Origin of the sequence: Sphingomonas sp. (assembly GCF_035998645.1) — a bacterium.
Classification (GTDB): domain Bacteria; phylum Pseudomonadota; class Alphaproteobacteria; order Sphingomonadales; family Sphingomonadaceae; genus Sphingomonas.
In genome coordinates this window covers 648,956-672,982 of record NZ_DASYHL010000002.1, presented here as the reverse complement: position 1 = coordinate 672,982, position 24,027 = coordinate 648,956, and the positions used below count along the sequence as shown (strand labels likewise).

At 66.2% G+C, this 24,027-nt stretch carries 24 protein-coding genes and 1 tRNA gene; 9 read left to right on the top strand and 16 right to left on the bottom strand.

The features are described from left to right. Positions 1 to 18: 18 nt before the first annotated feature. From VGN66_RS03495 to VGN66_RS03460, 8 genes are all read right to left on the bottom strand, one after another. Positions 19 to 1,395, bottom strand: a complete 1,377-nt coding sequence (locus VGN66_RS03495; RefSeq protein ID WP_327517446.1) for a HAMP domain-containing sensor histidine kinase — start codon at positions 1,393 to 1,395, stop codon at positions 19 to 21. Beyond that, positions 1,392 to 2,492: a DUF2336 domain-containing protein gene (locus VGN66_RS03490; RefSeq protein WP_327517445.1), complete on the bottom strand. Its 1,101-nt coding sequence runs from the start codon at positions 2,490 to 2,492 to the stop codon at positions 1,392 to 1,394. Before VGN66_RS03490 ends, VGN66_RS03495 begins: the two co-directional genes overlap by 4 nt. A gap of 34 nt (positions 2,493 to 2,526) precedes the next feature. Continuing rightward, the gene (locus VGN66_RS03485; protein ID WP_327517444.1) at positions 2,527 to 3,693 is read right to left on the bottom strand and encodes a hypothetical protein; all 1,167 of its coding nucleotides are present in this window, start codon (positions 3,691 to 3,693) and stop codon (positions 2,527 to 2,529) included. Positions 3,694 to 4,111: 418 nt separating this feature from the next. Then, entirely contained in the window at positions 4,112 to 5,164 is a 1,053-nt protein-coding gene (locus VGN66_RS03480) for a ribonucleotide-diphosphate reductase subunit beta (RefSeq protein WP_327517443.1), read from the bottom strand. Positions 5,165 to 5,168: 4 nt separating this feature from the next. Then, positions 5,169 to 5,804, bottom strand: a complete 636-nt coding sequence (locus tag VGN66_RS03475) for a TonB family protein (protein WP_327517442.1) — start codon at positions 5,802 to 5,804, stop codon at positions 5,169 to 5,171. Continuing rightward, on the bottom strand, positions 5,801 to 5,992 hold the full coding sequence (locus tag VGN66_RS03470) for a hypothetical protein (protein WP_327517441.1): 192 nt from the start codon (positions 5,990 to 5,992) through the stop codon (positions 5,801 to 5,803). The genes VGN66_RS03475 and VGN66_RS03470 overlap by 4 nt, the downstream gene beginning before the upstream one ends. After that, positions 5,989 to 6,549, bottom strand: coding sequence for a hypothetical protein (locus tag VGN66_RS03465; RefSeq protein WP_327517440.1), 561 nt, complete (start codon positions 6,547 to 6,549; stop codon positions 5,989 to 5,991). The genes VGN66_RS03470 and VGN66_RS03465 overlap by 4 nt, the downstream gene beginning before the upstream one ends. Further along, on the bottom strand, positions 6,546 to 6,872 hold the full coding sequence (locus VGN66_RS03460; protein WP_224922178.1) for a hypothetical protein: 327 nt from the start codon (positions 6,870 to 6,872) through the stop codon (positions 6,546 to 6,548). Before VGN66_RS03460 ends, VGN66_RS03465 begins: the two co-directional genes overlap by 4 nt. A gap of 68 nt (positions 6,873 to 6,940) precedes the next feature. On the opposite strand from VGN66_RS03460, the gene VGN66_RS03455 reads away from it, so the two are divergent. Next, complete coding sequence (locus VGN66_RS03455) at positions 6,941 to 7,192, top strand: DUF2171 domain-containing protein (protein ID WP_327517439.1); 252 nt, start codon at positions 6,941 to 6,943, stop codon at positions 7,190 to 7,192. A 100-nt stretch (positions 7,193 to 7,292) separates the two neighbouring features. Here the strand turns inward: VGN66_RS03455 and VGN66_RS03450 are convergent, their stop codons facing one another. Together VGN66_RS03450 and VGN66_RS03445 are read right to left on the bottom strand one after the other, a co-directional pair. Then, a complete protein-coding gene (locus tag VGN66_RS03450; RefSeq protein ID WP_327517438.1) occupies positions 7,293 to 9,239 on the bottom strand; it encodes a ribonucleoside-diphosphate reductase subunit alpha in 1,947 nt (648 codons plus the stop codon). A 520-nt stretch (positions 9,240 to 9,759) separates the two neighbouring features. Next, the gene (locus tag VGN66_RS03445) at positions 9,760 to 12,066 is read right to left on the bottom strand and encodes a TonB-dependent receptor (protein WP_327517437.1); all 2,307 of its coding nucleotides are present in this window, start codon (positions 12,064 to 12,066) and stop codon (positions 9,760 to 9,762) included. A gap of 183 nt (positions 12,067 to 12,249) precedes the next feature. Between VGN66_RS03445 and VGN66_RS03440 the strand changes: the two genes are divergently transcribed. Next, a complete protein-coding gene (locus VGN66_RS03440) occupies positions 12,250 to 12,585 on the top strand; it encodes a hypothetical protein (protein WP_327517436.1) in 336 nt (111 codons plus the stop codon). Positions 12,586 to 12,592: 7 nt separating this feature from the next. Here VGN66_RS03440 and VGN66_RS03435 read toward each other — a convergent pair whose 3' ends face one another. From VGN66_RS03435 to VGN66_RS03425, 3 genes are all read right to left on the bottom strand, one after another. After that, on the bottom strand, positions 12,593 to 13,105 hold the full coding sequence (locus VGN66_RS03435; RefSeq protein WP_327517435.1) for a thermonuclease family protein: 513 nt from the start codon (positions 13,103 to 13,105) through the stop codon (positions 12,593 to 12,595). 100 nt (positions 13,106 to 13,205) lie between these two features. Beyond that, the gene (locus tag VGN66_RS03430) at positions 13,206 to 13,892 is read right to left on the bottom strand and encodes a hypothetical protein (RefSeq protein ID WP_327517434.1); all 687 of its coding nucleotides are present in this window, start codon (positions 13,890 to 13,892) and stop codon (positions 13,206 to 13,208) included. A gap of 58 nt (positions 13,893 to 13,950) precedes the next feature. After that, positions 13,951 to 16,023, bottom strand: a complete 2,073-nt coding sequence (locus VGN66_RS03425) for a S9 family peptidase (RefSeq protein ID WP_327517433.1) — start codon at positions 16,021 to 16,023, stop codon at positions 13,951 to 13,953. Positions 16,024 to 16,112: 89 nt separating this feature from the next. On the opposite strand from VGN66_RS03425, the gene VGN66_RS03420 reads away from it, so the two are divergent. Beyond that, complete coding sequence (locus VGN66_RS03420; protein WP_327517432.1) at positions 16,113 to 18,374, top strand: penicillin acylase family protein; 2,262 nt, start codon at positions 16,113 to 16,115, stop codon at positions 18,372 to 18,374. Between the two features lie 6 nt (positions 18,375 to 18,380). Here VGN66_RS03420 and VGN66_RS03415 read toward each other — a convergent pair whose 3' ends face one another. Then, positions 18,381 to 19,058 (bottom strand): L,D-transpeptidase family protein, encoded by a 678-nt coding sequence (locus VGN66_RS03415; RefSeq protein WP_327517431.1) that lies wholly within the window; start codon positions 19,056 to 19,058, stop codon positions 18,381 to 18,383. A gap of 348 nt (positions 19,059 to 19,406) precedes the next feature. Between VGN66_RS03415 and VGN66_RS03410 the strand changes: the two genes are divergently transcribed. After that, on the top strand, positions 19,407 to 21,209 hold the full coding sequence (locus VGN66_RS03410) for an aminopeptidase P family protein (RefSeq protein ID WP_327517430.1): 1,803 nt from the start codon (positions 19,407 to 19,409) through the stop codon (positions 21,207 to 21,209). Here the strand turns inward: VGN66_RS03410 and VGN66_RS03405 are convergent. Next, positions 21,193 to 21,324 (bottom strand): hypothetical protein, encoded by a 132-nt coding sequence (locus VGN66_RS03405; protein WP_327517429.1) that lies wholly within the window; start codon positions 21,322 to 21,324, stop codon positions 21,193 to 21,195. The genes VGN66_RS03410 and VGN66_RS03405 overlap by 17 nt on opposite strands. A 100-nt stretch (positions 21,325 to 21,424) precedes the next feature. On the opposite strand from VGN66_RS03405, the gene VGN66_RS03400 reads away from it, so the two are divergent. The 5 genes from VGN66_RS03400 to VGN66_RS03380 all read left to right on the top strand — a co-directional run bounded on the left by VGN66_RS03400 (position 21,425) and on the right by VGN66_RS03380 (position 23,003). After that, a tRNA-Thr gene (locus tag VGN66_RS03400) sits at positions 21,425 to 21,499 on the top strand. 104 nt (positions 21,500 to 21,603) lie between these two features. Beyond that, positions 21,604 to 21,870 carry a hypothetical protein gene (locus VGN66_RS03395; RefSeq protein WP_327517428.1) on the top strand — a complete coding sequence of 89 codons (267 nt, stop codon included), beginning with the start codon at positions 21,604 to 21,606 and terminating at the stop codon, positions 21,868 to 21,870. A 93-nt stretch (positions 21,871 to 21,963) separates the two neighbouring features. Next, the gene (locus VGN66_RS03390) at positions 21,964 to 22,191 is read left to right on the top strand and encodes a DUF2061 domain-containing protein (protein ID WP_327517427.1); all 228 of its coding nucleotides are present in this window, start codon (positions 21,964 to 21,966) and stop codon (positions 22,189 to 22,191) included. Positions 22,192 to 22,252: 61 nt separating this feature from the next. Then, positions 22,253 to 22,786, top strand: coding sequence for a hypothetical protein (locus tag VGN66_RS03385; protein WP_327517426.1), 534 nt, complete (start codon positions 22,253 to 22,255; stop codon positions 22,784 to 22,786). An 88-nt stretch (positions 22,787 to 22,874) separates the two neighbouring features. Continuing rightward, entirely contained in the window at positions 22,875 to 23,003 is a 129-nt protein-coding gene (locus VGN66_RS03380) for a hypothetical protein (protein WP_263622528.1), read from the top strand. A 127-nt stretch (positions 23,004 to 23,130) separates the two neighbouring features. Here the strand turns inward: VGN66_RS03380 and VGN66_RS03375 are convergent, their stop codons facing one another. Further along, on the bottom strand, positions 23,131 to 24,024 hold the full coding sequence (locus tag VGN66_RS03375) for an SDR family NAD(P)-dependent oxidoreductase (protein WP_327517425.1): 894 nt from the start codon (positions 24,022 to 24,024) through the stop codon (positions 23,131 to 23,133). Between the last annotated feature and the right edge of the window lie 3 nt (positions 24,025 to 24,027).

Sequence of the window (24,027 nt, the reverse complement as noted above, 5' to 3'; positions counted from 1 at the left end):
CAACTGTAGTCGAAGCGATCAGCTGTCGCGGGCAGGAAGGGTCAGGACGAAGCGCGCACCCTGTCCCGGCGCGCTGTCCACGGTGATATCACCGCCCATCGCACGGGCAAGCCGCCGCGCGATGTAGAGCCCCAAGCCGCTCCCGCCCGGTTCGGTCGGATCGACCCGCCCGAATTTCTCAAAGATGCGGCCATGATCCTCCGCCGCAATCCCTTTGCCCTGATCGGCGATAATCACGCAGCCAAGCGCGCCCTCACGCTCCAGCCGTACCCACACCGACCCGCCCGGCGGCGAATAGCGCAGCGCATTGCCGATCAGGTTGACCATGATCTGCAGCACGCGGCGGAACTCGCCGGTCGCGGGCAGGCGCTCGTCCGCCTTGGGCTTGTCGATGCGGACATCGGCCTCGCTCGCGCGCACCGCGAGCAGCCCGGCGGCGCGGCGCGCGATATCGGCCAGGTCGATTGGTTCGGCCTCAACCTCGAAATCGTCGCGCTCGACCGCAGTCAGATCGGCCAGGTCATCGACCAGCGACAGCAGATGCCGCCCGGCATTGGCGATGTCGCCGGCATATTCGGCATAATCGGTGCGCAGCGGCCCTTCGAGCTGCGCGCTGATGCTGTCGGCATTGGCGATGATCCGGCTCAATGGCTTGCGCAACGCACGGTCGAGCCGCTGGCCAAACTCGCTGGTGAACACGGCCGGCGCTGCGGGCGGATGCGTCTCCGCACCCTCCGCCGGATCGATCATCTCGGCCGCGCCAGTAAAGCCAGCGAAGCGCGTCTGCGCATCGACGCGCGGGCTGGCAGACAGCCGCACGCGACGACCGGTGCCGCGCAATTCCGCGACCTGCCCCTCGAACCGCCCCTGCTCCGCCGCAGCGGTCAGGATCGGCAGCACGCCCTCGTCATCCGCCTCCAGCGCGAACAGCAAGGTCAGCGGCTGGCCCAGCATCTTGCCAGCATCGAACCCGTAGCGCACACCCGCCTCGAGCGAGAGGTGCGTCAGGCGCATCGCCGCATCGCATTCCCAAACCCAGTCGGCGTCGGCCCGCAGGAAATCATCCTCGCGCCGCTCATCCTCCGCCGCCCGCCACGCCGCGCGCGGACGCCATCCGCTGACCTCCAGCCGCACGCCATCACTATCGGGCTCGGCGCGGACCCACAGGTCGATATCGTCCTCGCCATCCGCGGCAACGATGTTGCGCGAAATCGCGATGCCCAGCCGCAGCGCCAGCCGCGCGATCGACGCGATCTGCGGCACCGCCAGCGGCTCGCCCTGCTTGCCGCCGGCGCGGGCATTGAGGTCGGACAGGCGCGGCTCGGCATCGAGCAGCCGGCCATCGCGGCCAACCCGACCGATCGCGATCGGAATATGCGGGTCCATCGCGTTCATGCCGCGCGCCCCAATGCCTGCACCGCAGCGCGATAGTCGGCCGGCAGCCGCAGGCCGGCCAGCGCAGCGCGCGCTTCCTCCACATCCACCGTCATGATCGCGTCGAGCGTCTCGGCAAACGCCTCGATATCGCGGCGCGGATCGGCCTCGGTCAGCGCAAGGCCAAGCCGTGCAATCGCCCCCCGATCCAGCTCCAACGCGCGCAATGCAACCCAGAGCCGCCCGCTGCCCGCATCGAGCGCGAGGCTGCGCGCCACGGGATATTCCACCCCCAGCGCATGCGCGAGCAGGCCAGCGAACAGCGTCACCCGCCGGTCCCCCAGCGCTTCATTCAGCAATTCGGGCAGCTCGTCCGGCTGCGCGTCGATAGCAGCGGCAAGGCGCATCACCGCGGCCTCGACCCGGTCGCCCTCATCATGCGCGGTCAGGCTGCGTTGCGCCGCCTCTGCCAGCACGCGGTCGAGTGTTACAGTGTCCGCTTCAGCCACCCGCGCACGCAACGCGGCGGCGACCCACCACACCAGCTTGTGATGCAGTTCGGCGGGCAGATCGGTCTGCGGCAACGGCCCGGTTTCGGACAGGCTGCGGCGCCGGCTCTCGGCGATCAGCACGCCCATCGCACTCTGCGCCAGCACCCGGTCGGGATGCTGGACGAATCGGTTGATCAGGCTCGGCCGTTCGGGGTCGTCATGCGCCTGCACCGGCATGCTGCTCGCCAGCATCTCCTGCCGCACCTGTGCGATCAGCTCCGCCATCAGCTCGCTGTCGCGTAACAGGCCCGAATCGCACAATGCCGAAAAGACCCCATCGGCCTCGGCCAGCGCATCGGCCAGCGCGGTCTCGCCCTGCACATGCAACTGGCGTACGCCGTGATCGCGAATCTCACCCTCGACGGTATCGACCAGTGCGCGCAGCAGGCGACCCAGCCCGACTCGCGTGCGCTCATCCAGCCGGTGCGATTCGGGAAGGAAAAAGTCGTCGATCGCCGTCGCCAGCCCGCGGTAAGCGGCAGCGTCCGCACTCGCAGCATGCGCGAGCAACGTGCGGGCGCCCCGATTGGTAACGCCGTCACTCATGTCGACATTCGGGTCGGACATGATCTCCGGATAGCGGAATGCGGTTAAGGTCGCCCTAAGGCTTTTCCCGCTTGCTCTCAACCGCCGCCGCCAGCGTAACGAAAGCGTAGATCGCAATCGCCGCCAGTCCCCAGCTCACCCGACCCGCCATCGCAAAGGGGGTGACGAGCAGCAGATACGCGGCCGGACTGCCCCACCAGCGGCGGATCACCGCCTGGCTGCGCTCGGCAATCGCGGTCGCAGCGATCGTCACCAGCGCAAGGATCACGCCGTCGAGCGTCTGGTCGAGGCGCATTTCGAGCAACCCCAGCGCGCCCACGACCGCACCGACGATCGCGCCGATCAGCGCCTCCTGCATCAGCGCGCTTTTCTCTTCGCCGCGCAGCGCCGACAGCGCCGCCCCGGTCGCCAGTGCCGCGACACCCGGGATCGCGATTGCCGCGCCCCAGCCATAGCCGAGCGCGATCAGCGCGGTCGCGCCCGCCCCGGTCAGCGCGCCGCCCGCCATCAACAGCCAGGCGGGAATGCCTCGCTCGACCACCTTGGGCAGCACCAACCGCGCGACGCGGGTGAACACATGGCGGTCGGCCCAGCTCGTCCGCCGCTCGGTCAGCGCCGCCAGCACCGCATTGCTGCGGCTCGCCAGCGCCGCGCCCTCGCGCTCGACGCCATGGCCGGCGCGCACCGCACTCGCCGACAGCGGCACCTGCTCCGCCCCCGCCTGCACGATCGCGCGCAGCAGCGTCGACTGGAAATCATAATCGGGCGGGAAGTCGGCAATGTCCTTGATCCGCCGCGCCGGGGTGTGCGCGACACCCGCCCAGCAATTGCGCGCATCGATCCGCTCGAGCGACGCCGCCGGGTCCTGCGTCACCAGGATCGCGTCCTTGCCCTCGCCCGCCATCTTGTCGATCACATCGTCGGTGGTGACCAGCCCATCGGCGACCACCACGACATGCGCGAGCGGATGGACCCGCGCCGCCGCTTCCGCCGCCGATCGCACGATATCGACCGGCACCCCGCGCTTGGCCGCGCGGCTGACCGCGCCGAGCAGCGCTGGCGTGACCCGGCTGACCGCGACCAGAATATGCCCCGCGCCCGCCCCGATCAGCAGCCGCGCCTGATATTCGAGCAGGGTCATCCCCCCGAACGGAAGCGTCGCGGCGAGCACCCCCGCGCGATCGCCCGCATCCTCCGTCGCAAAGATCAGCCCCGCCAGCATGTTGATCCGGTTAGGCGAATTGATTCGGCGGGGGAAGGGGCGCTGTGTGGCACAGACAACGCGTTACCGGGCTTGTGCCAGGGCTCACCGGTGCGCAGGCGCGAAGCTACGGGGCTTGCGCGCATGGAGCACGGGCGAGCGTGCTCTGAGTTCACAATCGATACGGCAAATTGGCTGGCGCCCCGCCTATCCACAGCAGCAGGCCGATGCGCGAGCGCACCCGGCCTGGACGCCGCGCCCGCCCCGCTCCCCGACCCAGCATCGACAACCATTTCTGCACTGCGCGCGCTGGCGAAAGAGCGGCGTCGAAAACGCCTTCGAGCTGCCCGAAAGCCGCCGTGGACAGAGTCACAAGGGCGGACCACGCCCCGGCAAACCCTGTCTCAATGGCGACGAACGCTGTGAGGCTACTTACCTTCTACTCCGCCGCGACCCCAGCCGCATCAAACAACCCGCCCTCAGCGGCATCCTCGTTCGCTGCCGGCCCGGCCTTTGCCTTCTGGCGCTTGTCGAACGAATCCCACACTTCGTTCCAATTGCCCTTGGTCGCCCCCTTCGAATATTCGGTCGCGCGCTGTTCGAAGAAGTTGGCGTGTTCGACGCCGTTGAGCAGCGGGGCGAGCCAGGGGAGCGGGTGTTCGTCGATCATGTAGATCGGCTTGAGGCCGAGCTGGTTCAGGCGCCAGTCGGCGATGTAGCGGATGTACTTCTTGATTTCCTTGGGCGTCATGCCGGGGACCGGGCCCTGTTCGAACGCCAGGTCGATGAACGCATCCTCAAGCCGCACGGTCGTCTGGCAGACGTCCATGATGTCGTCCTTCACCGCCTTGGTCAGGCAGTCGCGTTCCTTGCAGAAGGCGTGGAACAGGCGGGTGATGCCTTCGCAGTGCAGCGATTCGTCGCGCACCGACCAGCTGACGATCTGGCCCATGCCTTTCATCTTGTTGAAGCGCGGGAAGTTCATCAGCATCGCGAACGATGCGAACAGCTGAAGCCCCTCGGTAAACCCGCCGAACATGGCGAGGGTGCGCGCGATATCCTCGTCGGTGTCGACGGTGAAGCGCTGAAGATAGTCGTGCTTGTCCTTCATCTCGCTATATTCGAGGAACATGCCGTACTCGCTTTCGGGCATGCCGATCGTGTCGAGCAGGTGGCTGTACGCCGCGATGTGCACCGTCTCCATGTTGGAGAAGGAGGCGAGCATCATCTTGATCTCGGTCGGCTTGAACACGCGGCCGTATTTTTCGTGGTAGCAATCCTGCACCTCGACATCCGCCTGGGTGAAGAAGCGGAAGATCTGCGTGAGCAGATTGCGTTCGTGGTCGGTGAGCTTTTGCGCCCAGTCGCGGCAATCCTCACCCAGCGGCACCTCTTCGGGGAGCCAGTGGATCTGCTGCTGACGCTTCCAGAAGTCGAACGCCCAGGGGTATTCGAACGGCTTGTAGGTCTTGCGGGCTTCGAGAAGAGGCATGGGGTTAGTCCTTAATTATGTGAGCTATCCGGGCGTCCGGAGCCGCCCAAAAGAAATTCTCAAGAGTAAAGCTTCTTACAGCGACACCCTTTTTGTAAACCGGCTTATACCGCCATTCTCTGGCAGCAATACATGCTTGGTCATCGAGTTCTTTCGAACCAGAACCCCATCTTACGGAGCAAGATTCAACAATTCCGCTTGAATCAATATTCAGATGAAGTCCGATGTTAACTCTTTGACCTGACGACAGTAAACCGGCTGGTGCAATGTGAACATTGCGTGATTTATCCAATCGCTCTGGAAAAAGACGCGCGGAGCGAGCGGCCGCCCTGGGGTCAGGCGGTTCCAGCGCCCAGTTGATATCTATGAATCTCTCGAAACCATCTCGCGCAGCATCTACTTTACCAGTTTTTTTCAAGACACTCTGAAGTTGATCGCAAGCCGCGCTATCAAGCCGAGGAAATCCGCTACTAATTTCAACTCTACAAGAAATGACTCGACCTTTTTCGCTCACCTTAAAGACAAGTCTGACCACCCCCTCTTCTTCAAGGCGTCGGGAGTGCTCTGGATAAGTCTGCATATGCGCAGACAAACCAGAGGCAACGGCGGTTATTGCCTGAACTGTCAGTAGGATACTCATGCCCCACCCACCACACTGGCCACCAGCGCAAAGCCGGTGAGGAACAGGCAGAGCGCGACCAGCATCGTGCCGGCGATGCGCAGGGCATAGGTGCCCTCAGGCGAGGCGGCGCGGCGGCGCAGCAGGGTGAGGCCCGCTACGCCCGACGCGATGCCGATCCCGGCCTGAATGGCGAGCGCGCGGGTCACCGAAGTAGCTCCAGCGACTTTTCACCAGCCGCGAGTGCGGCGACCAGAGATAGTGCCGCCAGCCCGACGGTGCGGCCGATCCGGCCCCACAGCGCTATGCGGCGGTCGCGCTCCGCCGCGTCTCCCGGTGCAGGCGACATGATCTGTGCGCGCGGATCGGGCTGAGCATCGCGCCAGATGGTAAAGCCCTGCCACAGCGCGCCACCCATGGCGACCACCGCGACGGCGAGCATGAACGGCGGCACCAGCGCGTCGGAGTTCGGATGGAACAGGACATAGGCATAGGCGCCACCACCAAGCGCGAGCAGCAGCGCCTTGCCGACCAGGCCGATGCTGAAGGCGGTCGCGCCTTCGGGCTGCCATGCCTGCAGCTCACGGAGTTCCTCGAAATAGCTGTCATGCCCGCGCCGGAGCCGCGCCGACAGCCGGTAGGCATGGAACCGGAGCCGCACGCGGGTGATCACCGGTTCGGCGAGCGCCACCAGCAGCAGCCCCGCACCGATCAGCGTAGGCCAGACCGCTTCCTGAGGGATATTGAGGGCGAGCGCACGCGTCACTGGTCGATCACCGTACCGCCGCGATCGCGCACGATAACGCGTTCCTTGATGATCACCTTTTTCCCGCGATTGGCGCCGACGCCGAACACGCAGATGCCGAGGAAATAGCCAAAATCATACCAGCCGCCATTGTTGGGCACGGCATAGACCGCGACGTCGGGGACGAACAGCGAGAGCACCCAGGCGACCGGGAAGATGAAGCCGTGCCACAGGCCGAGCAGGAAGCCGGGCGCCGTGGGCTCGACCGCGGTGCCGACCTGCTGCGCGCAGGCGGCGAGCAGGGCGAGGCTGGCGATGGCGAGGGCATTACCTATCCGGATCATTGCGCATCTCCTGCATCCTGCGGCGGCGCTAGGCGTTGGGCGGTTACGTCAACCAAAGGAACGCGATTATGGGACATGCCAGCAACGTCCGCGAGCATATGGAAGTCATCGGCGCCGACGGCGTCCATGTCGGAACCGTCGACAAGGTCGAACATCACCGCATCAAGCTGACCCGCAAGGACAGCGGCATGGGCAGCCATGAGGGGCATCACCACTTCCTCCCGCTCGGCCTGGTGGCCGAGGTCGAGGGCGAAAAGGTGCGGCTGTCGGCCACTGCCGCCAACGCGCTCGCCTTCCAGGAAGAAGAGAGCGACATCTGAGGCCGCCGCGACCGGCGGGCGCCGCCGGTCGCGTCCAGCCCCCCTTCCCGCAAGGCGGGAGGGGGCAGCCGGACGACAGAGGCGCGCTAGCTCCGCCACCTCACTGACACGCCAGACATTCGTCGTAATCGGTCGATTCGTCCAGGTTGAACTGCGGCGCGTCGATCGTGTTGTCGGCTTCCACGCCGCCAGCAAAGCCGGCGCGCTGCACCGATTTGCTGCGGAGATAGTAGAGCGACTTGATGCCGAGTTCCCATGCGCGGAAGTGGAGCATCAGCAGGTCCCACTTTTCGACATCGGCCGGGATGAACAGGTTCAGCGACTGGGCCTGATCGATATAGGGCGTGCGGTCCCCGGCGAGTTCGAGCAGCCAGCGCTGATCGATCTCGAAGCTGGTCTTGTAGCAGTCCTTTTCCTCCTGCGAGAGGAAGTCGAGATGCTGGACGCTGCCGCCGCGCTCGAGGATCGAGTTCCACACCGCTTCGCTGTTCTTCGATTTTTCGATCAGGATCTTTTCGAGATACGGATTCTTGACCGAGAAGCTGCCCGACAGCGTCTTGTGGGTGTAGATGTTGGCCGGGATCGGTTCGATGCACGCCGAGGTACCGCCGCAGATGATGCTGATCGACGCGGTCGGGGCGATCGCCATCTTGCAGGAAAAGCGCTCTATCACACCCATGTCGGCGGCGTCGGGGCACGGGCCACGTTCGACCGCGAGCTGCATCGAGGCTTCGTCGACCTGACCCTTGATGTGCTTGAAGATCTTGCTGTTCCAGGTCTTGGCCATCGCGCCCTCGAAGGGCAGGCCGCGTGCCTGAAGGAAGCTGTGGAAGCCCATCACGCCAAGGCCGACGCTGCGTTCGCGGGCGGCCGAATAGGCGGCCTTTTCCATGCCCGGCTCGGCGCGGTCGATATAGTCCTGAAGGACGTTGTCGAGGAAGCGCATGACGTCCTCGATAAAGCCCTTTTCGTTCTTCCACGCATCCCAGGTTTCGAGGTTGAGCGAGGAGAGGCAGCAGACCGCGGTGCGGTCGTTGCCGAGGTGATCCTTGCCGGTGGGGAGGGTGATCTCGCTGCACAGGTTCGAGGTCGAGACCTTGAGGCCCAGATCGCGGTGATGCTTGGGCATGTTGTTGTTCACGTGATCGGCGAACACGATGTACGGCTCACCGGTCGCGAGGCGGGTTTCGACCAGCTTCTGGAACAGCGCGCGGGCGTTGACGGTGGCGCGGACGCTGCCGTCCTTGGGCGATTTGAGGTCCCAGTCGGCGCCGCTGCGCACCGCTTCCATGAAGGCGTCGGGGATGAGGACGCCGTGGTGGAGGTTCAGCGCCTTGCGGTTGAAGTCACCCGACGGCTTGCGGATTTCGAGGAACTCCTCGATCTCCGGGTGGCTGATGTCGAGATAGCAGGCGGCCGAACCGCGACGCAGGCTGCCCTGGCTGATCGCGAGGGTCAGCGAATCCATCACGCGGACGAACGGGATGATGCCCGAGGTCTTGCCGTTGAGGCCGACCGGCTCACCGATGCCGCGGACATTGCCCCAATAGGTGCCGATGCCGCCGCCGCGCGAGGCGAGCCAGACATTCTCGTTCCAAGTGTCGACGATGCCGTTGAGGCTGTCGGGCACGGAATTGAGGAAGCAGCTGATCGGGAGACCGCGACCGGTGCCGCCGTTCGACAGCACAGGGGTGGCGGGCATGAACCACAGGCGCGAGATATAGTCGTAGATGCGCTGGGCGTGCGCGGCGTCATCCGCGTAAGCCGAGGCGACGCGGACGAACAGGTCCTGGAAATTCTCACCGGGCAGCAGATAGCGGTCGCGCAGCGTGTCCTTGCCGAATTCGGTCAGCAGCGCGTCGCGCGAATGATCGACCTCGACCGGATAGATGCGCGGAGCGATGGTCTTCGAATCGAGCCTCTTCTTCGCCGTCACAGCCTTTTCAGGCGCGGCGGCAGCAGCCGGGGTTTTGGGCTCGACGAGCATTTCGGTGGTATCGGTCACGGTTTCACTCACGCTCGTTTCCTGGCTTTCTCTGAAGTCCATCGGTCGTCCCCTGCCACGTCCAATGTCACGACTCGGGGGGCGTTACCGATCCAAGCATCTTAGCATCCGGAACGAAGAGAACAAAACATGTCCATCCGCCCCGCCTAGGCAACAGCAGCACACCCCGCGATATAGGATCGCGAGCGGTGCTCCACCAGTGCTTGGGTTTGTCCCCCTTAGTGACCACAAGAGATTGTGCCAATCCGGCGCGGGAGGCAATACCGTAAATGACAGTTAAGCGACTCGGTTCGTCGCTGATATGACTCGGCTCATGGCACCCGACGGGGGGCAAGCGAGGCGCGACGCGCGGACCTTCCTCGCCTTTTCAGAATGCAAGAGAACGACGTGCGAACGCAGGTTTTTTTTCGCGGGGCAAGTCATCCACAGCTTTCTGACTCCGGGACGCCACCAGATGTAGCGATCCCCGCCCGGCAAGCCGGACGGGGATGCGAAAACGAAGAAGAAGAAGACCCTCCCGCACCCCTCCCGCAAGCGGGAGGGGCTTTTTCAGGGACGGCGATCAGAATCGCGCGGTCAGCTCGATGCCGTAGAAGCGCGGCTCGGCCGGAATGAAGGTCGGGATGCCGAAGCCACCGCCGGTGTTGCCCGCGTCGAGCAGATAATCCTCGTCCGTCAGGTTGCGACCGAACACCGCCAGCTCATAACGGTTGTCGGCGAACGCCATGCCGGCGCGGGCGTTGAACAGGGTGACGCCCGGCTGGCTGATCAGCGGATTGTTCGGGATCTCAAAGAAGATCTGCGAACGATAGGTGACGGTCGGGGTGGCGAAGACGCGGACGCCGCCCAATTCGGTGTTCAGCGTGAAGCCGCCTGCGGCCTGTACTTCGGGCTGAAGCCGGAAGCGTGCGCCGGAGAAGGCCGGGGTGACCGAATTGCCCTCTTCGATCTTGGCATTGATGTACGCGCCATTGGCGAACAGCGTCAGCCACGGGGTTGCGCGGACGCTGATTTCGGCCTCGACCCCGAAGTTGCTCGCCTTGCCAGCGCTTTCGGTGCGGGTGGTGCCGTCGGGCTGGATCACGCTGACCTGGAAGCCGTCATACTTCTGATAATAGACGCCGAGCGTCCCCGAGACCGGGCCGACGCGGCCCTTGAGCCCGGCTTCATAGTTCCACACCTTTTCCTCGGCGACGAGGTTGAGGTTTTCGACCGGGCCGGCGGGGGTGGAACGCGCCGACAGCTGGACCACCGGCGAGCGGCGCCCCTTCGACACGGTGGCGAAGACGTTGATGTCGTCGGTCGCGCGGAACAGGACGTTGAAGCGCGGGAGCACGGCGTCGAAGCTGTCTTCGGCGTGGAGCGTGCGGCCGGCGGTATCGACCTGACCCGGGATCAGCGACGCGCCGCCGCTGAGCACCGAACGCGGCACGCGGGCGAAATAGCCCGAGCGGCGGGTTTCGGTGAGCCAGCGCACGCCCGCCGTCAGCTCAAGCTGTTCGAACGGGATCCAGGTGCCGTCTGCGAACACCGAGTAGCTGTTGTTGCGCCCCTGATTCTCGAACACCGAGCTGTAGGGGATGGTGGTGGCGAGGCCACCGGTGGCGATCGACGTCGCCTGTGCCGCCGTCACTACGCCCGCCGCGTTGATGCAGCCAAGGCCGGGGATGATGTTCGCCGCGCACTGCAGGAACGTGCCTTCTTCCGACGAGAAGGGGACGTTCTGGAAGCTGTCCTCAACGAACACGTTGAAGCCGAACGAGCCGCGGAACTTGGCGCCGGTATAGGCAAAGCGGCTTTCCTGGCTCGCCTGCCAGCCCTTGGCGAATTCGGCGAACTCCAGATACCAGGCGGCCGAGCCGTCGGCGTCGAACACTTCGAGGCTGTCGAACTCACGATAGCCATTGACCAAAGTCAGCGACCAGCGATCGGTGATGTCCCATGCCAGCGTGAGGTTGGCGTCATAGACTTCGCGGTCGAGACCCAGCTTGTCCTTGCCCAGCGCCTGAAGCGAGACCGGCGAACCGCCGAGATGCGCGACGCCGAACGGGTTGCCGGGGCCGGCGACGGTCGGCAGCGCGCGCGAGATGAACGGGGTGCCGCTGTTGCGCTGCTGGTCATAGGTGAGGATCAGGTCGGCACGGAACGCGTCGCTCGGCTCGAAGCGCAGCGAACCGCGCACGCCGAGCTGGTCCTGCGCATAGAGATCATCCTGATTGGCGGCGAGGTTTTCGACATAGCCGTCGCGCTTCTTCACTTCGAACGCGATTCGGCCACCGAACACGTCGCTGCCGGCATTGACGAAACCGGCGACGCGCCAGGCGTCGAAATTGCCGTAGCTGGCGGTCAGCTGGCCCGAGAAGCCCGCTTCAGGGCGCGCCGAGATGATGCTGATCGCGCCGATCGTCGAGGCGGTGCCGAACAGGGTTGCCTGTGGCCCCTTGATCACTTCGACGCGCTCGAGATCGTAGATCGCCTGATACGAACCGCGCGAGCGCGAGATGTCGACGCCGTTATAGTAAAGCGAGACGCGCGGCCCCTGCTGCGCCGAACCCGAGTCCGAGGTGATGCCACGGATCACGATGCCGGGGTTGTTCGCGCTCTGCTCCTGCACGTTGAGGCCGGGGACATAGTTGGACAGCTCGTCCAGATCCTGCACGCCGAGCTCCCGCATCCGCTCACCGCTGTTCGCGCTGATCGTGATCGGCACGTCCACCGCGCGCTGTTCAGTTTTCTGCGCGGTGACGATGATGTCGCCATTTTCGTCCTCAACCGCCGCGCGCGATGCGGGCGCTTCCTGCGCGAGCGCGGTGCCGGACACGGTGGTGAGCAGCGCCGCGAATGCGACGCCGGAAAGGCGCGATGCCATGATCGATTTCCCCTGGTGGACGTAGTTTGTGGTGCACGCCCCCTGCTCCCGATCTGTTGCACGGCGACGCGATTTCGATGACGAAGCGAGGAGAATTTGGTGACGGTTTCGCGACATCGTTACGCGACCGGTTCAGCGACGCGACAGGTGGGTGGCGGGATGATGGTGCCGAGGAGACGTTCGATGCACCGGTTGCTGATCGCCACGCTCATGATCGCCGCCCCCGCAGCGGCGCAGATCCGCGATCCGTCGGGGAGCAATGCCGGCTGGCCCGCGCCGCGCCCGGTGCTGCCCGGGGTGGCGCGCGACCTGCATCAGGTGGACCGGTCGATCCGCGATGCGCGCGATGCCGAGAAAGTGTCGCGCAAGGAGGCGCGGGAGCTGCGCCGCGAGAGCCGCCGGATTGCGGCGCTGGAGGACCGCTATGCCCGCGACGGGCTGAGCGAATCCGAGCGCGCAGGGTTGCAGGCGCGGATCGAGGCGTTGCGGAGCATTGCGAGCGCGCGGCGCAAGCCGTGATCAGCGTTCAGCTCTGGTCGCACCACCCCATGCGTCGCCCGCGATACGGGCGTGCCAGCCCTTCGGCCACCAGCGTATCGCCGACGCCGCGGCCATTCACTTCGACGCGGCGCAGCTTGCGGCCATAGCGGTCGGTGTCGCGGTCGATCGGGTGCAGGGTGAGCGCGCCGCTGTTGAGCAGCGCGTGAAGCCGTTGCGTCGCCGCTGCGCCGAGCCGGGCTTCCTCCGGGCAGCGCGCAGGGTGGGTTTCGGGGGTGTCGATATCGGCGATGCGGATCTTGTCCCCCGCCAAGCGGAACGTGTCGCCATCGACCACGCAGTTGGTGCCGCCGCCGCTATGGCAAAAGCCGAAGGCGGTGCGGGGTGCGGGGGCTGGTGCCGTGGGCGCGGGGGCGGCGGCAGGGAGCATTGCCCAGGCGAGCCCGCCGACGATACCGACGAGCAGCATCCCCGCCAGCTCGTTGCGCCCGAAGCCGGTGCGCCGATGTCGGCGACGGTGCAGGTCCAGCGGGTGTTTCATCGTCTCGCGTCCATCGGGCGCGAGGGTAGGCGGCGCGGCTCACCAATTCCTTAAGCGACGCGTCCGCTACGGCGGGGAGTCCCGCCGAAATGGAGGGAGGTCAGGGCTGGGTCCGCCCTGCCCCGGCCCGTGCTGCCGAGGCGAGCTTGTACATCGCCTCCCCGATCACCGCGCGGAGGGTGGCGCGGTTGAGGCGGAATGTCTCGCCCTTGGGCAGGCACTTGGCCAGGGGCAGGCTGAGCGCGGCAATTGCGGCATCCTCGGCCTTGCTGTGGGGCACGACGGAGAGCAGCGCGTGCGTTTCCTGAGGTGCCTGACGCGACACGCAGTCGCCGAGTGCGCGGCGCGGGCGATAGTCCGCCGGGAGGGTGGCGGGGTCGCGGTCGAATTCGGGTGCGAGCGCCAGCGGTTCGAGCGCAGCAATACCGGCGGGTGGGCCGCTGCGCCCGAAATCGCGCCGGTAGAGCGCCGGGTAAAGCGCGTCGCGGAACGAGCCCCAGGTCATGCTCAGCGTCACGGTCGAGGGATAGCGCCGCGCCGATTCATTCATGCAATTGAGGTTGGTCGCGGATCGACCTGACGCTGATGCCGTATTGTCTTCAGGATACTCACGGAGAAACCGATCCACTGCGTCGGCCCCGGATCGATCGACGACGACGCAATCGGCGTAGTTGGCGAGTTCGATCGCGGCAGTGCGAGCCGATGCCTTTTGCATATCCTGTTGGCGCGCGCCGAATTCGCCGACCTGGGCCGGCATGAGCAGCGTCGCGATCGTCAGGCCCAACATTGGTCGTTCTCCTCGACCGCGATGCTATCCAATCGTCATGGACAGGTCATGACCTTTCTTACGCGTTCGCCAGCCCGAGCTGCCACAGGATGAAGGCGTTTTCGTCCGCCGCCTCGCGCAGGCTCTCCCATCGGCCCGACTTGCCGCCATGCCCTGCGCCCATATTGGTCTTGAGGACCAGGACGTTGTCGTCGGTCTTGGTCGCGCGCAGCTTGGCCGCCCATTTGGCGGGTTCCCAATAGGTGACCCGGGGGTCGTTGAGGCCGCCCGAGATGAACAGTGGCGGGTAACCCTGTGGCTTGACGTTGTCGTAGGGGCTGTAGCCGCGGATCAGGTCGAACGCCGCCTTGTCGGTGATCGGGTTGCCCCATTCGGGCCATTCGCCGGGGGTGAGCGGCAGGCTGTCGTCGAGCATGGTGTTGAGCACGTCGACGAAGGGGACATCGGCGACGACCACCGCCCACAGGTCCGGGTCGGAGTTGACCACCGCGCCCATCAGTTCCCCGCCCGCGCTGCGCCCGGCGATGGCGATGCCGCCCTTGTGCGTATAGCCGCGGTCGATCAGGCCCTTCGCCACGTCGACGAAATCGTTGAAGGTGTTGGTGCGCTTTTCCAGCTTGCCGTCGAGATACCATTGCTGGCCGAGATCATCGCCGCCACGGATATGCGCGATGGCAAAGGCGACGCCGCGGTCGAGGAACGACATGCGCGCGGTCGAGAAGCCGGGCGGGATGGCATAGCCGTACGCGCCATAGGCATAGAGATAGACCTTCCCCGTCCCGTCGAGCGGGAAGTCCTTCGGGTACACGATCGAACACGGGATATCGGTGCCGTCGCGCGCGGCGATGTGCAGCCGTTCGGTCGCGTATTTCGAAGCGTCATAGCCCGAGGGGATGATCTGGACCTTGAGCGTCTCCAGTTCGCCGGTCGCGACGTCGTAATCATAGACGGTGCCGGGCGTGACCATCGATTCATAGCCGATGCGCAGCTTTGCCATCGCATATTCGGGGTTGTCACCGAGGCTGGCGACATAGCTTGCCTCCGGGAAGGCGATGCGCTTGGCGCCGTCTGCTTCTGGGCCGCCTTCATACTGGTGGATCTCGATCTGATCGAGGCCGGCCTCGCGCCCCTCGACCACGAAATAGTCGGCGAAGGTGGTGACGCCGGTCATGTAGAAGGTTTCGGACGGCGCGATCCGTTCGTGCCACTCGCCCGGCGCGTCGAGGCTGGCGGTGACGAGGCGCCAGTTGGTGTGGGTGTCGTTGGTGTGGATGAAGAGCGTGCCGTCATGCTCCTCGACATCGTACTCGCGGCCGGTCTGGCGCGGGGCGACGAGAATCGGGTCGGCGAGTGGGTTGTCGGCCGGGAGCAGGCGGATTTCGCTCGTCACATGGTCGCCGGTCGAGATGACGAGAAAGCGGCGCGACTGGGTTTCGCCCACGCCGACGCGATAGCCTTCGTCATCCTCGTGATAGAGTTCGATGTCGCTTTCGACCGGATCGCCGAGTTTGTGCCAACGGGCATTGTCGGTGCGCCACTGATCGTTGGCGACGCCGTAGAGGAAGCCGCGCGAGTCCGAGGTCCAGAAGAGATCGGAGAGGACGCCGGGGATCATATCGGGGAGGAGGTCGCCGGTGGTGAGGTCCTTGACCCGCACCTCGAACCGCTCCGAGCCGTTATCGTCAAAGGCATAGGCGAGATAGCGGTCATCGGGGCTGATCGAGAAGCCGCCGAGGACGAAATACTCCTTGCCCTCGGCCAGTTTCGGTTCGTCCAGGATCAGTTCGGCGTCACCGCCGGCCACGGGCTTGCGCCACCAGCGGCGATATTCGCCGCCGGTCTCGTGATCGGTCCAGTAGAGATAGGCACCGTCCTTTTGCGGGACCGTCGCGTCATCCTCCTTGATCCGCCCGCGCATCTCCTGAAACAGCGTTTCGGCGAGCGGCTTCAGCGGCTCCATCACGCCTTCCAGATAGGTGTTTTCGGCCTCGAGATAGGCGAGCACGTCGGGATCCTTGACCTCGGGATAGCCGGGGTCGCGCAGCCAGGCCCAGGGGTCATCGATCGTCACGCCATGGCGTTCGTAGCTGAAAGGGCGGGTGGCGGCGACGGGGGGCGTGGTCTGGCTCATCGCGCCCGTCTAGCGCAGCGGATGGTTGGCGCAAACGGTTGCCGTGAACGGAAGCGGCGCTAGGCTGGTCGAAAATTTGGGAGGATCGAATGGGCAAGGCGATGCTGTTGGCGGCTGCGGGCGTGGCGCTGGCATGGAGCGGCGCGGCGCAGGCGCAGCGCTATGGGGCGACGATCACCCGCACCACGCATGGCATCCCGCATATCGTCGCGAAGGACTGGCGCGGGGCGGGTTATGGCGTGGGCTATGCCTATGCGCAGGATAATCTGTGCATGATCGCCGAGGAGTTCGCGACGGTGGCGGGTGAGCGGTCGCTGCATTTCGGGGCGAAGGGCAGCGCGACATTGGGGTTCCAGAGCGTCGACAATCTGTCGTCGGACCTGTTCTTCCGCTCGGCGATCGATGTGCCAGCCCTGCGGCGCGGGGCGAAGGCGCAGGGGGCGGCGGCGCTGGCGCTGACCGCAGGCTGGGTCGCGGGGTATAATCGCTATCTCAAGGATCTGGGGCCGGAGCGGGTCCCGGCCGAGTGTCGCGGCAAGGCGTGGGTGCGGGCGATCACCGCCGACGACATGCTGCGGCTGAACGAGAAGCAGATGCTGCTCGCCAGTTCGCTCAACTTTGCGCCAGCAATCGCCAATGCGGTGCCGCCGGGGGTCGAGCCGCCGACGAAGACGCGCGCGGCGATGCCCGATCCGGCAAAGTTTGAGGTCGCCAGCAATGGCTGGGCATTCGGGGGTGATGTCACCGCCAATGGCAAGGGGATGGTGATCGGCAACCCGCATTTCCCCTGGGCCGGGCCGAGCCGGTTTTGGCAGATGCATGTCACGATTCCGGGCAAGATGGACACGGCGGGGGTCGGGATTGCGGGGTCGCCCTTCCCTACTTTGGGCTTCAACAGGGACATTGCCTGGACGCATACGGTGACCGCCGCGCGGCATTTTACGCTGTATCAGCTGGCGCTCGATCCCAATGACCCGACCGCCTATCTGGTCGACGGCAAGTCGGAGAAGATGGGCGCGAAGACCGTCACCGTACCGATGCCCGATGGCGCAGCGCCGGTCACGCGCACGCTCTACTCGACTCGGTTCGGGGCGGTGATCGTGATTCCGCAGGCGATGGCGAACTGGAGCAAGGCGACCGCTTTCGCGATGCGCGACGCCAATGCGGCGAACCAGCGCGGCATCGGTACCTGGGTACGGATCGCGACGGCGCGGAACGTCGGCGAGGTGCGCGCGGCGGTCACGGAGACGCTCGGCATTCCGTGGGTCAATACGATCGTCGCCGACCGGCATGGCGACGCGCTGCACGCCGATGTGACCGCCGTGCCCAACGTGTCGGCGGAGAAGGCCAAGGCGTGCGCGACGCCGCTGTCGCCGGTGGTGGCGCGCACCGCGATCCTGCTCGACGGATCGAAATCGGCCTGTGCGTGGGATGCGGCGGCGGGGACGGCGGTGGCGGGGCTGATGCCCGCCAGCGATCAGGCGGTGCAGGCGCGGCGCGATTACGTGGCCAACATGAATGACAGCTATTGGCTGAGCAATGCCGACCATCCGCACCGGGTGCTATCGCCGATATTGGGCGAGGCAGAGAAGGCGGTTTCCTTGCGCACCCGGTCGGGGTTCATCGAAACCCGCGCGCTGATCGCGGGCGGCAAGGTCGATCACGCGCGCGCCAAGGCGATAACCTTTGCCAATAAGAGTCATGCGGGCGAACTGGCGTTTAAACCGCTGCTGGCGCTGTGCGCGGGCAAGGCTGAAGTGGCCGATGCCTGCGCGGCGCTGGCCAAATGGGATGGGCGGTTCGAGCTCGATAGCCGGGGGGCGTGGCTGTTCGACCGGTTCTGGATGAAGGTCGCGCGTCTGCCCGGTTTGTGGGCGGTGCCGTTCGATGCCAAGGACCCAATCCACACCCCGCGCGATCTGGTGACCAGTGGCGAGACCGGCGACAAGCTGATCGCGGCGCTCAAGGCTGCGGCGGAAGAGGTGACCAAGGCGGGGATCGCGCTCGATGCGCGCTGGGGCGATGTCGCCTTTGCGCAGCGGATCACCGATCGCATCCCGATCCATGGCGGCGATGGCGCACTGGGCGTGCTCAACGTGCAGATGATGGTCCCGGCGCAAGGCGGGGTCACACCGCGGCATGGGTCGAGCTATGTGCAGGTCGTCGGGTTCGATGACGCGGGGCCGGTCGCGGACACGATCCTGTCCTACTCGCAGTCGCCCGACCCGCAATCGCCCTGGTATGGCGATCAGACGCGGATGTATTCAGCCAAGCAATGGGTGCGGTTTCCCTTTACCCCGGCGCAGATCGCGGCGGCGAAGGTCGGGGAGGCGGTGACGATCAAGGAGTGACCCCGGTCACTCCGGCGTGACGACGCCGCCCATGCCGAGGCGCTTGCCGCGCGTGATGATCACCTTGTCGCCGAGCTTGGCCTGCGCGAATACGAGCTTGGCGAACGCGGTGGGGACGCCGATGCAGCCATGCGTGGCGCGCCCCTCCTCGACCTCCGACCCGTGGATCGCGACGCCGTCCCAGGTCAAGCGCATCATGTACGGCATCGGTGCGCCGTAGAGGTTCGAGATGTGGTGGACCTTTTTCTGCTTGATCTCGTGCACGCCGAGCGGGGTCGGCTTTTCGTCCATGCCGTAGAGGATCGCGGTCGCGCCGATTTCATAGCCGTCGCGGAATACCGACATCGTCTGCGCTTCCAGATCCACCGTGATCACCAGCGCGCCGTCGGCGGGGACGCCATCGGTGTTCCAGTAATAGGTGCCGAAGCTGATCGGGCCGGGGATGTCGAGGATGCGCTTGACGGTCATCGCCTCCAGCGCCGGGGCGGCTGGCGGGAGTGCGGCGGCGGGTACCGGTGCTGGGGCGGCGACCGGTGCGACACGCGGCTTGGGCGCAGGCGCGGCCTTAGCCGGCGCGGTGCTGCGGGCCGGTTCGGGCGCGGGGATGAGCGCAGCCGTCGCCATCGCACCGACGCAGAGCGCCGCCACGATCCCCGTCCGCATCATCCATCCGCCTGCGCGCATCAGTCTCCTCCAAGGCATCGCCGCAAGATCGTGCATCGCGCCGCGCCTGACCAGCCCCCGATTTGGGCGCGTATCGCCATGGGACAGGACGGAGGCGCGTTAACTTGCATCTATCCTCCCCCGCCAGGGGGAGGTGGCAGCGAAGCTGACGGAGGGGGGGGGAAGCGATGTGCAAGAGCCGCAAGGACACAGCCGTCCTTCCCCTCCGTCGCCTGCGGCGCCGGGAGGATTAGGATGCCCCCCTTTTCAACCCGTGTCGCTTGGGCCACCAGAGCGGCTTAACGGCGCGGCGTGCGCTCCCCATATGGGGGCCAACGCCGTAGCCCCAGCAGTTCGAGGACCGTTCCCATGTCGACCCACGCCGCCCGCCTTCAGGCCCTGCGCGAACAGCTCAACCGCGATCAGCTCGACGGGTTCGTCGTGCCGCTGACCGATGAGCATATGAGCGAATATGTCGGCGGCTATGCGCAGCGGCTGTCGTGGCTGACCGGGTTCCAGGGGAGCGCGGGGAGCGCGGTGGTGCTGCCCGAGGCGGCCGCGATCTTTACCGATGGGCGCTACACGATTCAGGTACGCCAGCAGGTCGATGGGGCGAACTGGGAGTATGTCCCGGTCCCGCAGGTCAGCATTGCCGACTGGCTGCGCGACCATGCGCCGCAGGGCGGGCGGATCGGGTACGACCCGTGGCTGCACACGCGCGGCTGGGTCGAGGAGGCGCGCAAGGCGCTGGCCGAGCGCGGGGCGGAACTGGTCGCGGTCAGCCGCAACCCGATCGACGCGGTGTGGGACGACCAGCCGGCGCCGTCCGACGCCAAGCTGATCGTGCAGCGCGACGATGCCGCCGGACGGACCAGCGCGAGCAAGCGGGCCGAGATCGCCGACTGGCTGGCCGAGCGCAAGGCGGACGCCGTCGTGCTCTCCGCGCTCGATTCGATCGCGTGGACGTTCAACGTGCGCGGGGCGGATGTCAGCCACACGCCGGTCGCGCTCGCCTATGCCATCGTCAACGCCGACGGCACCGCCGACCTGTTCGTCGCGCAGGACAAGGTCGGAGACGACGTCGCCCAGCATCTGGGCAATGCCGTGCGGGTGCATGACCGCGCGGCCTTTGCGCCGGCGCTGGAGCAGTTTGCGGGCAAGCGGGTGGCTGCCGACCCGGCGGGTTCGGTCTCGGCGATCTTCGATGCGCTGGATGCGGGCGGCGCGACGATTCTGGCGACGCGCGATCCGGTGGTGCTGGCCAAGGCGATCAAGAACGACGCCGAGATTTCCGGGCACAAGGCGGCGCAGGCGCGCGACGGCGCGGCGCTGGCCCGCTTCCTCAAATGGGCCGAGGCGGAAATGCCCAAGGGCGGGGTGACCGAGATGTCCGCCGCCGACCGGCTGCAGGCGTTCCGCGAGGAAACCGGCGTGCTGCGCGACCTGAGCTTCGACACGATCTCGGGCACCGGCCCCAATGGCGCGATCCCGCATTACAAGGTGACCGACGAGTCGAGCCTGCCGATCGAGAATGGCCACCTCTACCTCGTCGATTCGGGCGGGCAATATGAGGATGGCACCACCGATGTGACCCGCGTGATCCCGGTGGGCGAGCCGACGCAGGAGATGCGCGACCGCTTCACCCGCGTGCTCAAGGGCCATATCGCGATTGCCACGGCGGTGTTCCCGGCAGGCACGACCGGCGGCCAGATCGACGCCTTCGCGCGCCGCCCGCTATGGGAAGTCGGCTGCGACTATGGCCATGGCACCGGACATGGCGTCGGCGCCTATCTGTCGGTGCATGAGGGGCCGCAGCGGATCGCCGCGCCCAACTATCCCGGCGGCGGCCCGGCCGAACCGCTGCGCGCGGGCATGTTCCTGTCGAACGAGCCGGGGTATTACAAGGCGGGCGAGTTCGGCATCCGCATCGAGAATCTGGTGCTGGTGGTCGAGAAGGACATTCCCGGTGCCGAATCGGTGATGCTGGGGTTCGAGACGCTGACCTTCGCCCCGATCGAGCGCAGCCTGATCGAGCCGGGGTTGCTGACCGAGGACGAACGCCGCTGGCTCGACGCCTATCATGCGCGCGTGCTGGAAATCCTCGGCCCGCAGCTGTCGCCCGACGAGCGCGCGTGGCTCGACGCCAAGTGCCGACCTATCGCGGCGCGTTAGGATCGGGGGTTGGCGGGGCGGGCTGTTCCGCCGCCTCGCGTGCCTGTGCCTTGCGCTTACGCAGATTTTCGCGGAGCGCAGCGGCGAGGCGGGCCTTTTTGTCGGCATCGGTCATGATCGCGCGATAAACCGGGCCACTGCGCCTTGACAATGGCCCGCTCCCGCGCGAAAGGGCCGCCTCCCAGCGTGGAACGGACCTTCCGCCCGCGCCGAGTGCTGCCGTAGCTCAGTGGTAGAGCGCATCCTTGGTAAGGCTGAGGTCGTGAGTTCAATCCTCACCGGCAGCACCATTTTCCCCAATCCGAACTGAAGGTTGCGGGGCCGCGTCTGCGGTTCGCGTGGAACCGCTTCGCCCTCCGCTCATTGATGCGCGGCATCAACAGGAGGAATTTGCATGAAATCGATGTTCAAGGCGGCGCTGGCTGGCGCCGGGCTGTTCGCACTGGCCGCTTGCGGCGGCGCAGACGACCGCGCGGCGGATAATGTCGAGGCCAATGCCGAGGCGATGGCCGACAATCTCGAGGAACAGGCCGACATGGCCCCCAACGAGACGATGGAAGAGGCGCTGGAGCAGCAGGCCGACAATGTCGAAGAGGCGGGCGAGGCCAAGGCCGACGCGATCGATGACGCCGACGATGCGCGCATGGAAAACAGCCGCTGATCGAGCGGGGCGATCACTGAGGCCGTTTCTTCGCGTTTCAGATCGATTTCCCCAACCACCATATGGGCGGCATTGCTTCACAGGATGCCGCCCATGTCGCGCGATCTGACCAAGACGTTCACCTATCTGTCGATCCACCTGACGGTCGGGTTCAGCGTCGCCTATGCCTTTACCGGCTCGATTGCCCTCGCTGGCGGGATCGCGCTGATCGAGCCGTGCATCAACGCGGTCGCATTCTTCTTTCATGAGCGCGCGTGGCAGCGATTTGACGCGCGGCGGCGCGAGGCGGGGGCGATCGACGGGCGGATCGTCACTGCCTGACCTTGCGCCAGTTGCCGGAGGCGCGCACTATGACACCGGTAACATCTGTCGGAGTGACGCGATGCGCTTGCTAGCCCTGCCCCTGATTGCGCTCGCCGCATGCTCGCCTGCCGGTAACGATGCCGCGCCCGCAAATGGCGTGCTGGCCGAGGGGCCGGAGACGGCGATCAGCAACGTCGCGGCGACTGAATTGCCGACGGGCGTCGCCGAACTGGCGGAGGTGACGGTGCCGGGGATGCGGATCGCGGAAGCCGAGCGCAAGGACCGCGACGGGCGGACTTATTACGATGTCGAAGGCACGCGGCCGGACGGCAGTGAGGTCGAGATCGACATGCTCGTGCAGCCCGACGGCTCGCTGAAGGCGGTCGAGGTGCAGCGTGACATCGCATGGGAAGCGGCCCCTGCCCCGGTCCGCGCCGCCGCTGCTGCCACCGCCGACGCCTTTACGCCCGAACGGGTGATCGAGAGCCGACAGGTCGAGGACGGGCGAATCCTGTATGAGCTGTTCGCGCCAGGGAAGCCCAAGGACCCCGCGATGGAGATCGCATGGGCCGACGGCAAGGCGACGCTGCTGACCGAGCGCGCGATCCACTGACCCGGGATCGCAACGCGAATTCGCAAGCCAGCGCGCTGCACAGCGCCTAGGCTGTTCCCCGGGCGCTATGCCCGCGAAGGAACAGGTCATGGCCAAGAGCCAGAAGAAGTCGAACCGCGAAGTCCGCAAACCCAAGGCGGAGAAGCCGCCCAAGGGCAACGCGTCCAACCCGACGACCAAGGACAAGCCGGTCGCGATGGTGACGATCAAGGGGTGACCAAGGCGCCCCTCCCCCGCCCCGATCGCACAGGCGGCGTGGGGCGGTGGGCGGGACATCGGCAAGCGGAACGCCGCGTCCCGGCTGGGTCAATCTGGCGCTATCCGGGGTCGGCAAGACCGCCGATTCAGCGCGCGACCGCCACCGCTGGCGCGTTGACCCCGGCGGCTTCCAGCTCACGCTCGGCCTGAGTGAAGCCATAGGCCGGGACGATCTCGCCCGTGCGATCCGCCGCCTGCGCCCAGCGCGCGGCGAGTTGCTCGCCTGCATCGGCGCCGCTGCCAATCTGAACGCCTTCGGTCAGCGTGACATTGGCGGTCGCGAAATGCCCGGCGCCGGCGCACAGGATCGCGCGGGTCGGCGCGTCCGCACCCACCAGTGCGAGCAGGCCCGGGCTGACCAATGCGGGGTCGAGCGCGGCGAGGCTGGCCTCCGACAGCACGCCCTCGGTCATCCCCGTCGCCGCGGTCGGGGCAAGGCAGTTGACACGAATGCCGTATTTCTCGCCCTCGATCGCGAGCGTCTGCATCAGGCCGACCAGCGCCATTTTGGCAGCACCATAGTTGGCCTGACCGAAATTGCCGTAGAGACCCGAGGACGAGGTCGTCATGACGATGCGGCCATAGTTCTGGCCGCGCATGATCTCCCACACCGCCTTGCTAGCAATCGCGGCACCCATCAGGTGGACGTCCACGACGAGGCGGAATTCGTCCATGCTCATCTTGGCGAAGCTCTTGTCGCGCAGGATGCCGGCATTGTTGACGAGGATATCGACCCGGCCCCACGCGTCCATCGTCGAGGCGACGATGTTGGAGACCGCCCATTCATCGGTGACCGATCCGGCGAGCGCGAGCGCCTTGCCGCCCTGCGCCCCGATTTCGGTGGCGACGCGCTGCGCCGCGTCTTCGCTGAGGTCGTTGACGACCACGCGCGCGCCCTTGCCCGCGAGATACAGCGCGTGCGCGCGGCCGAGGCCACCGCCTGCACCGGTGACGATTGCAATCCGTCCTTCGAGCGCCATCAA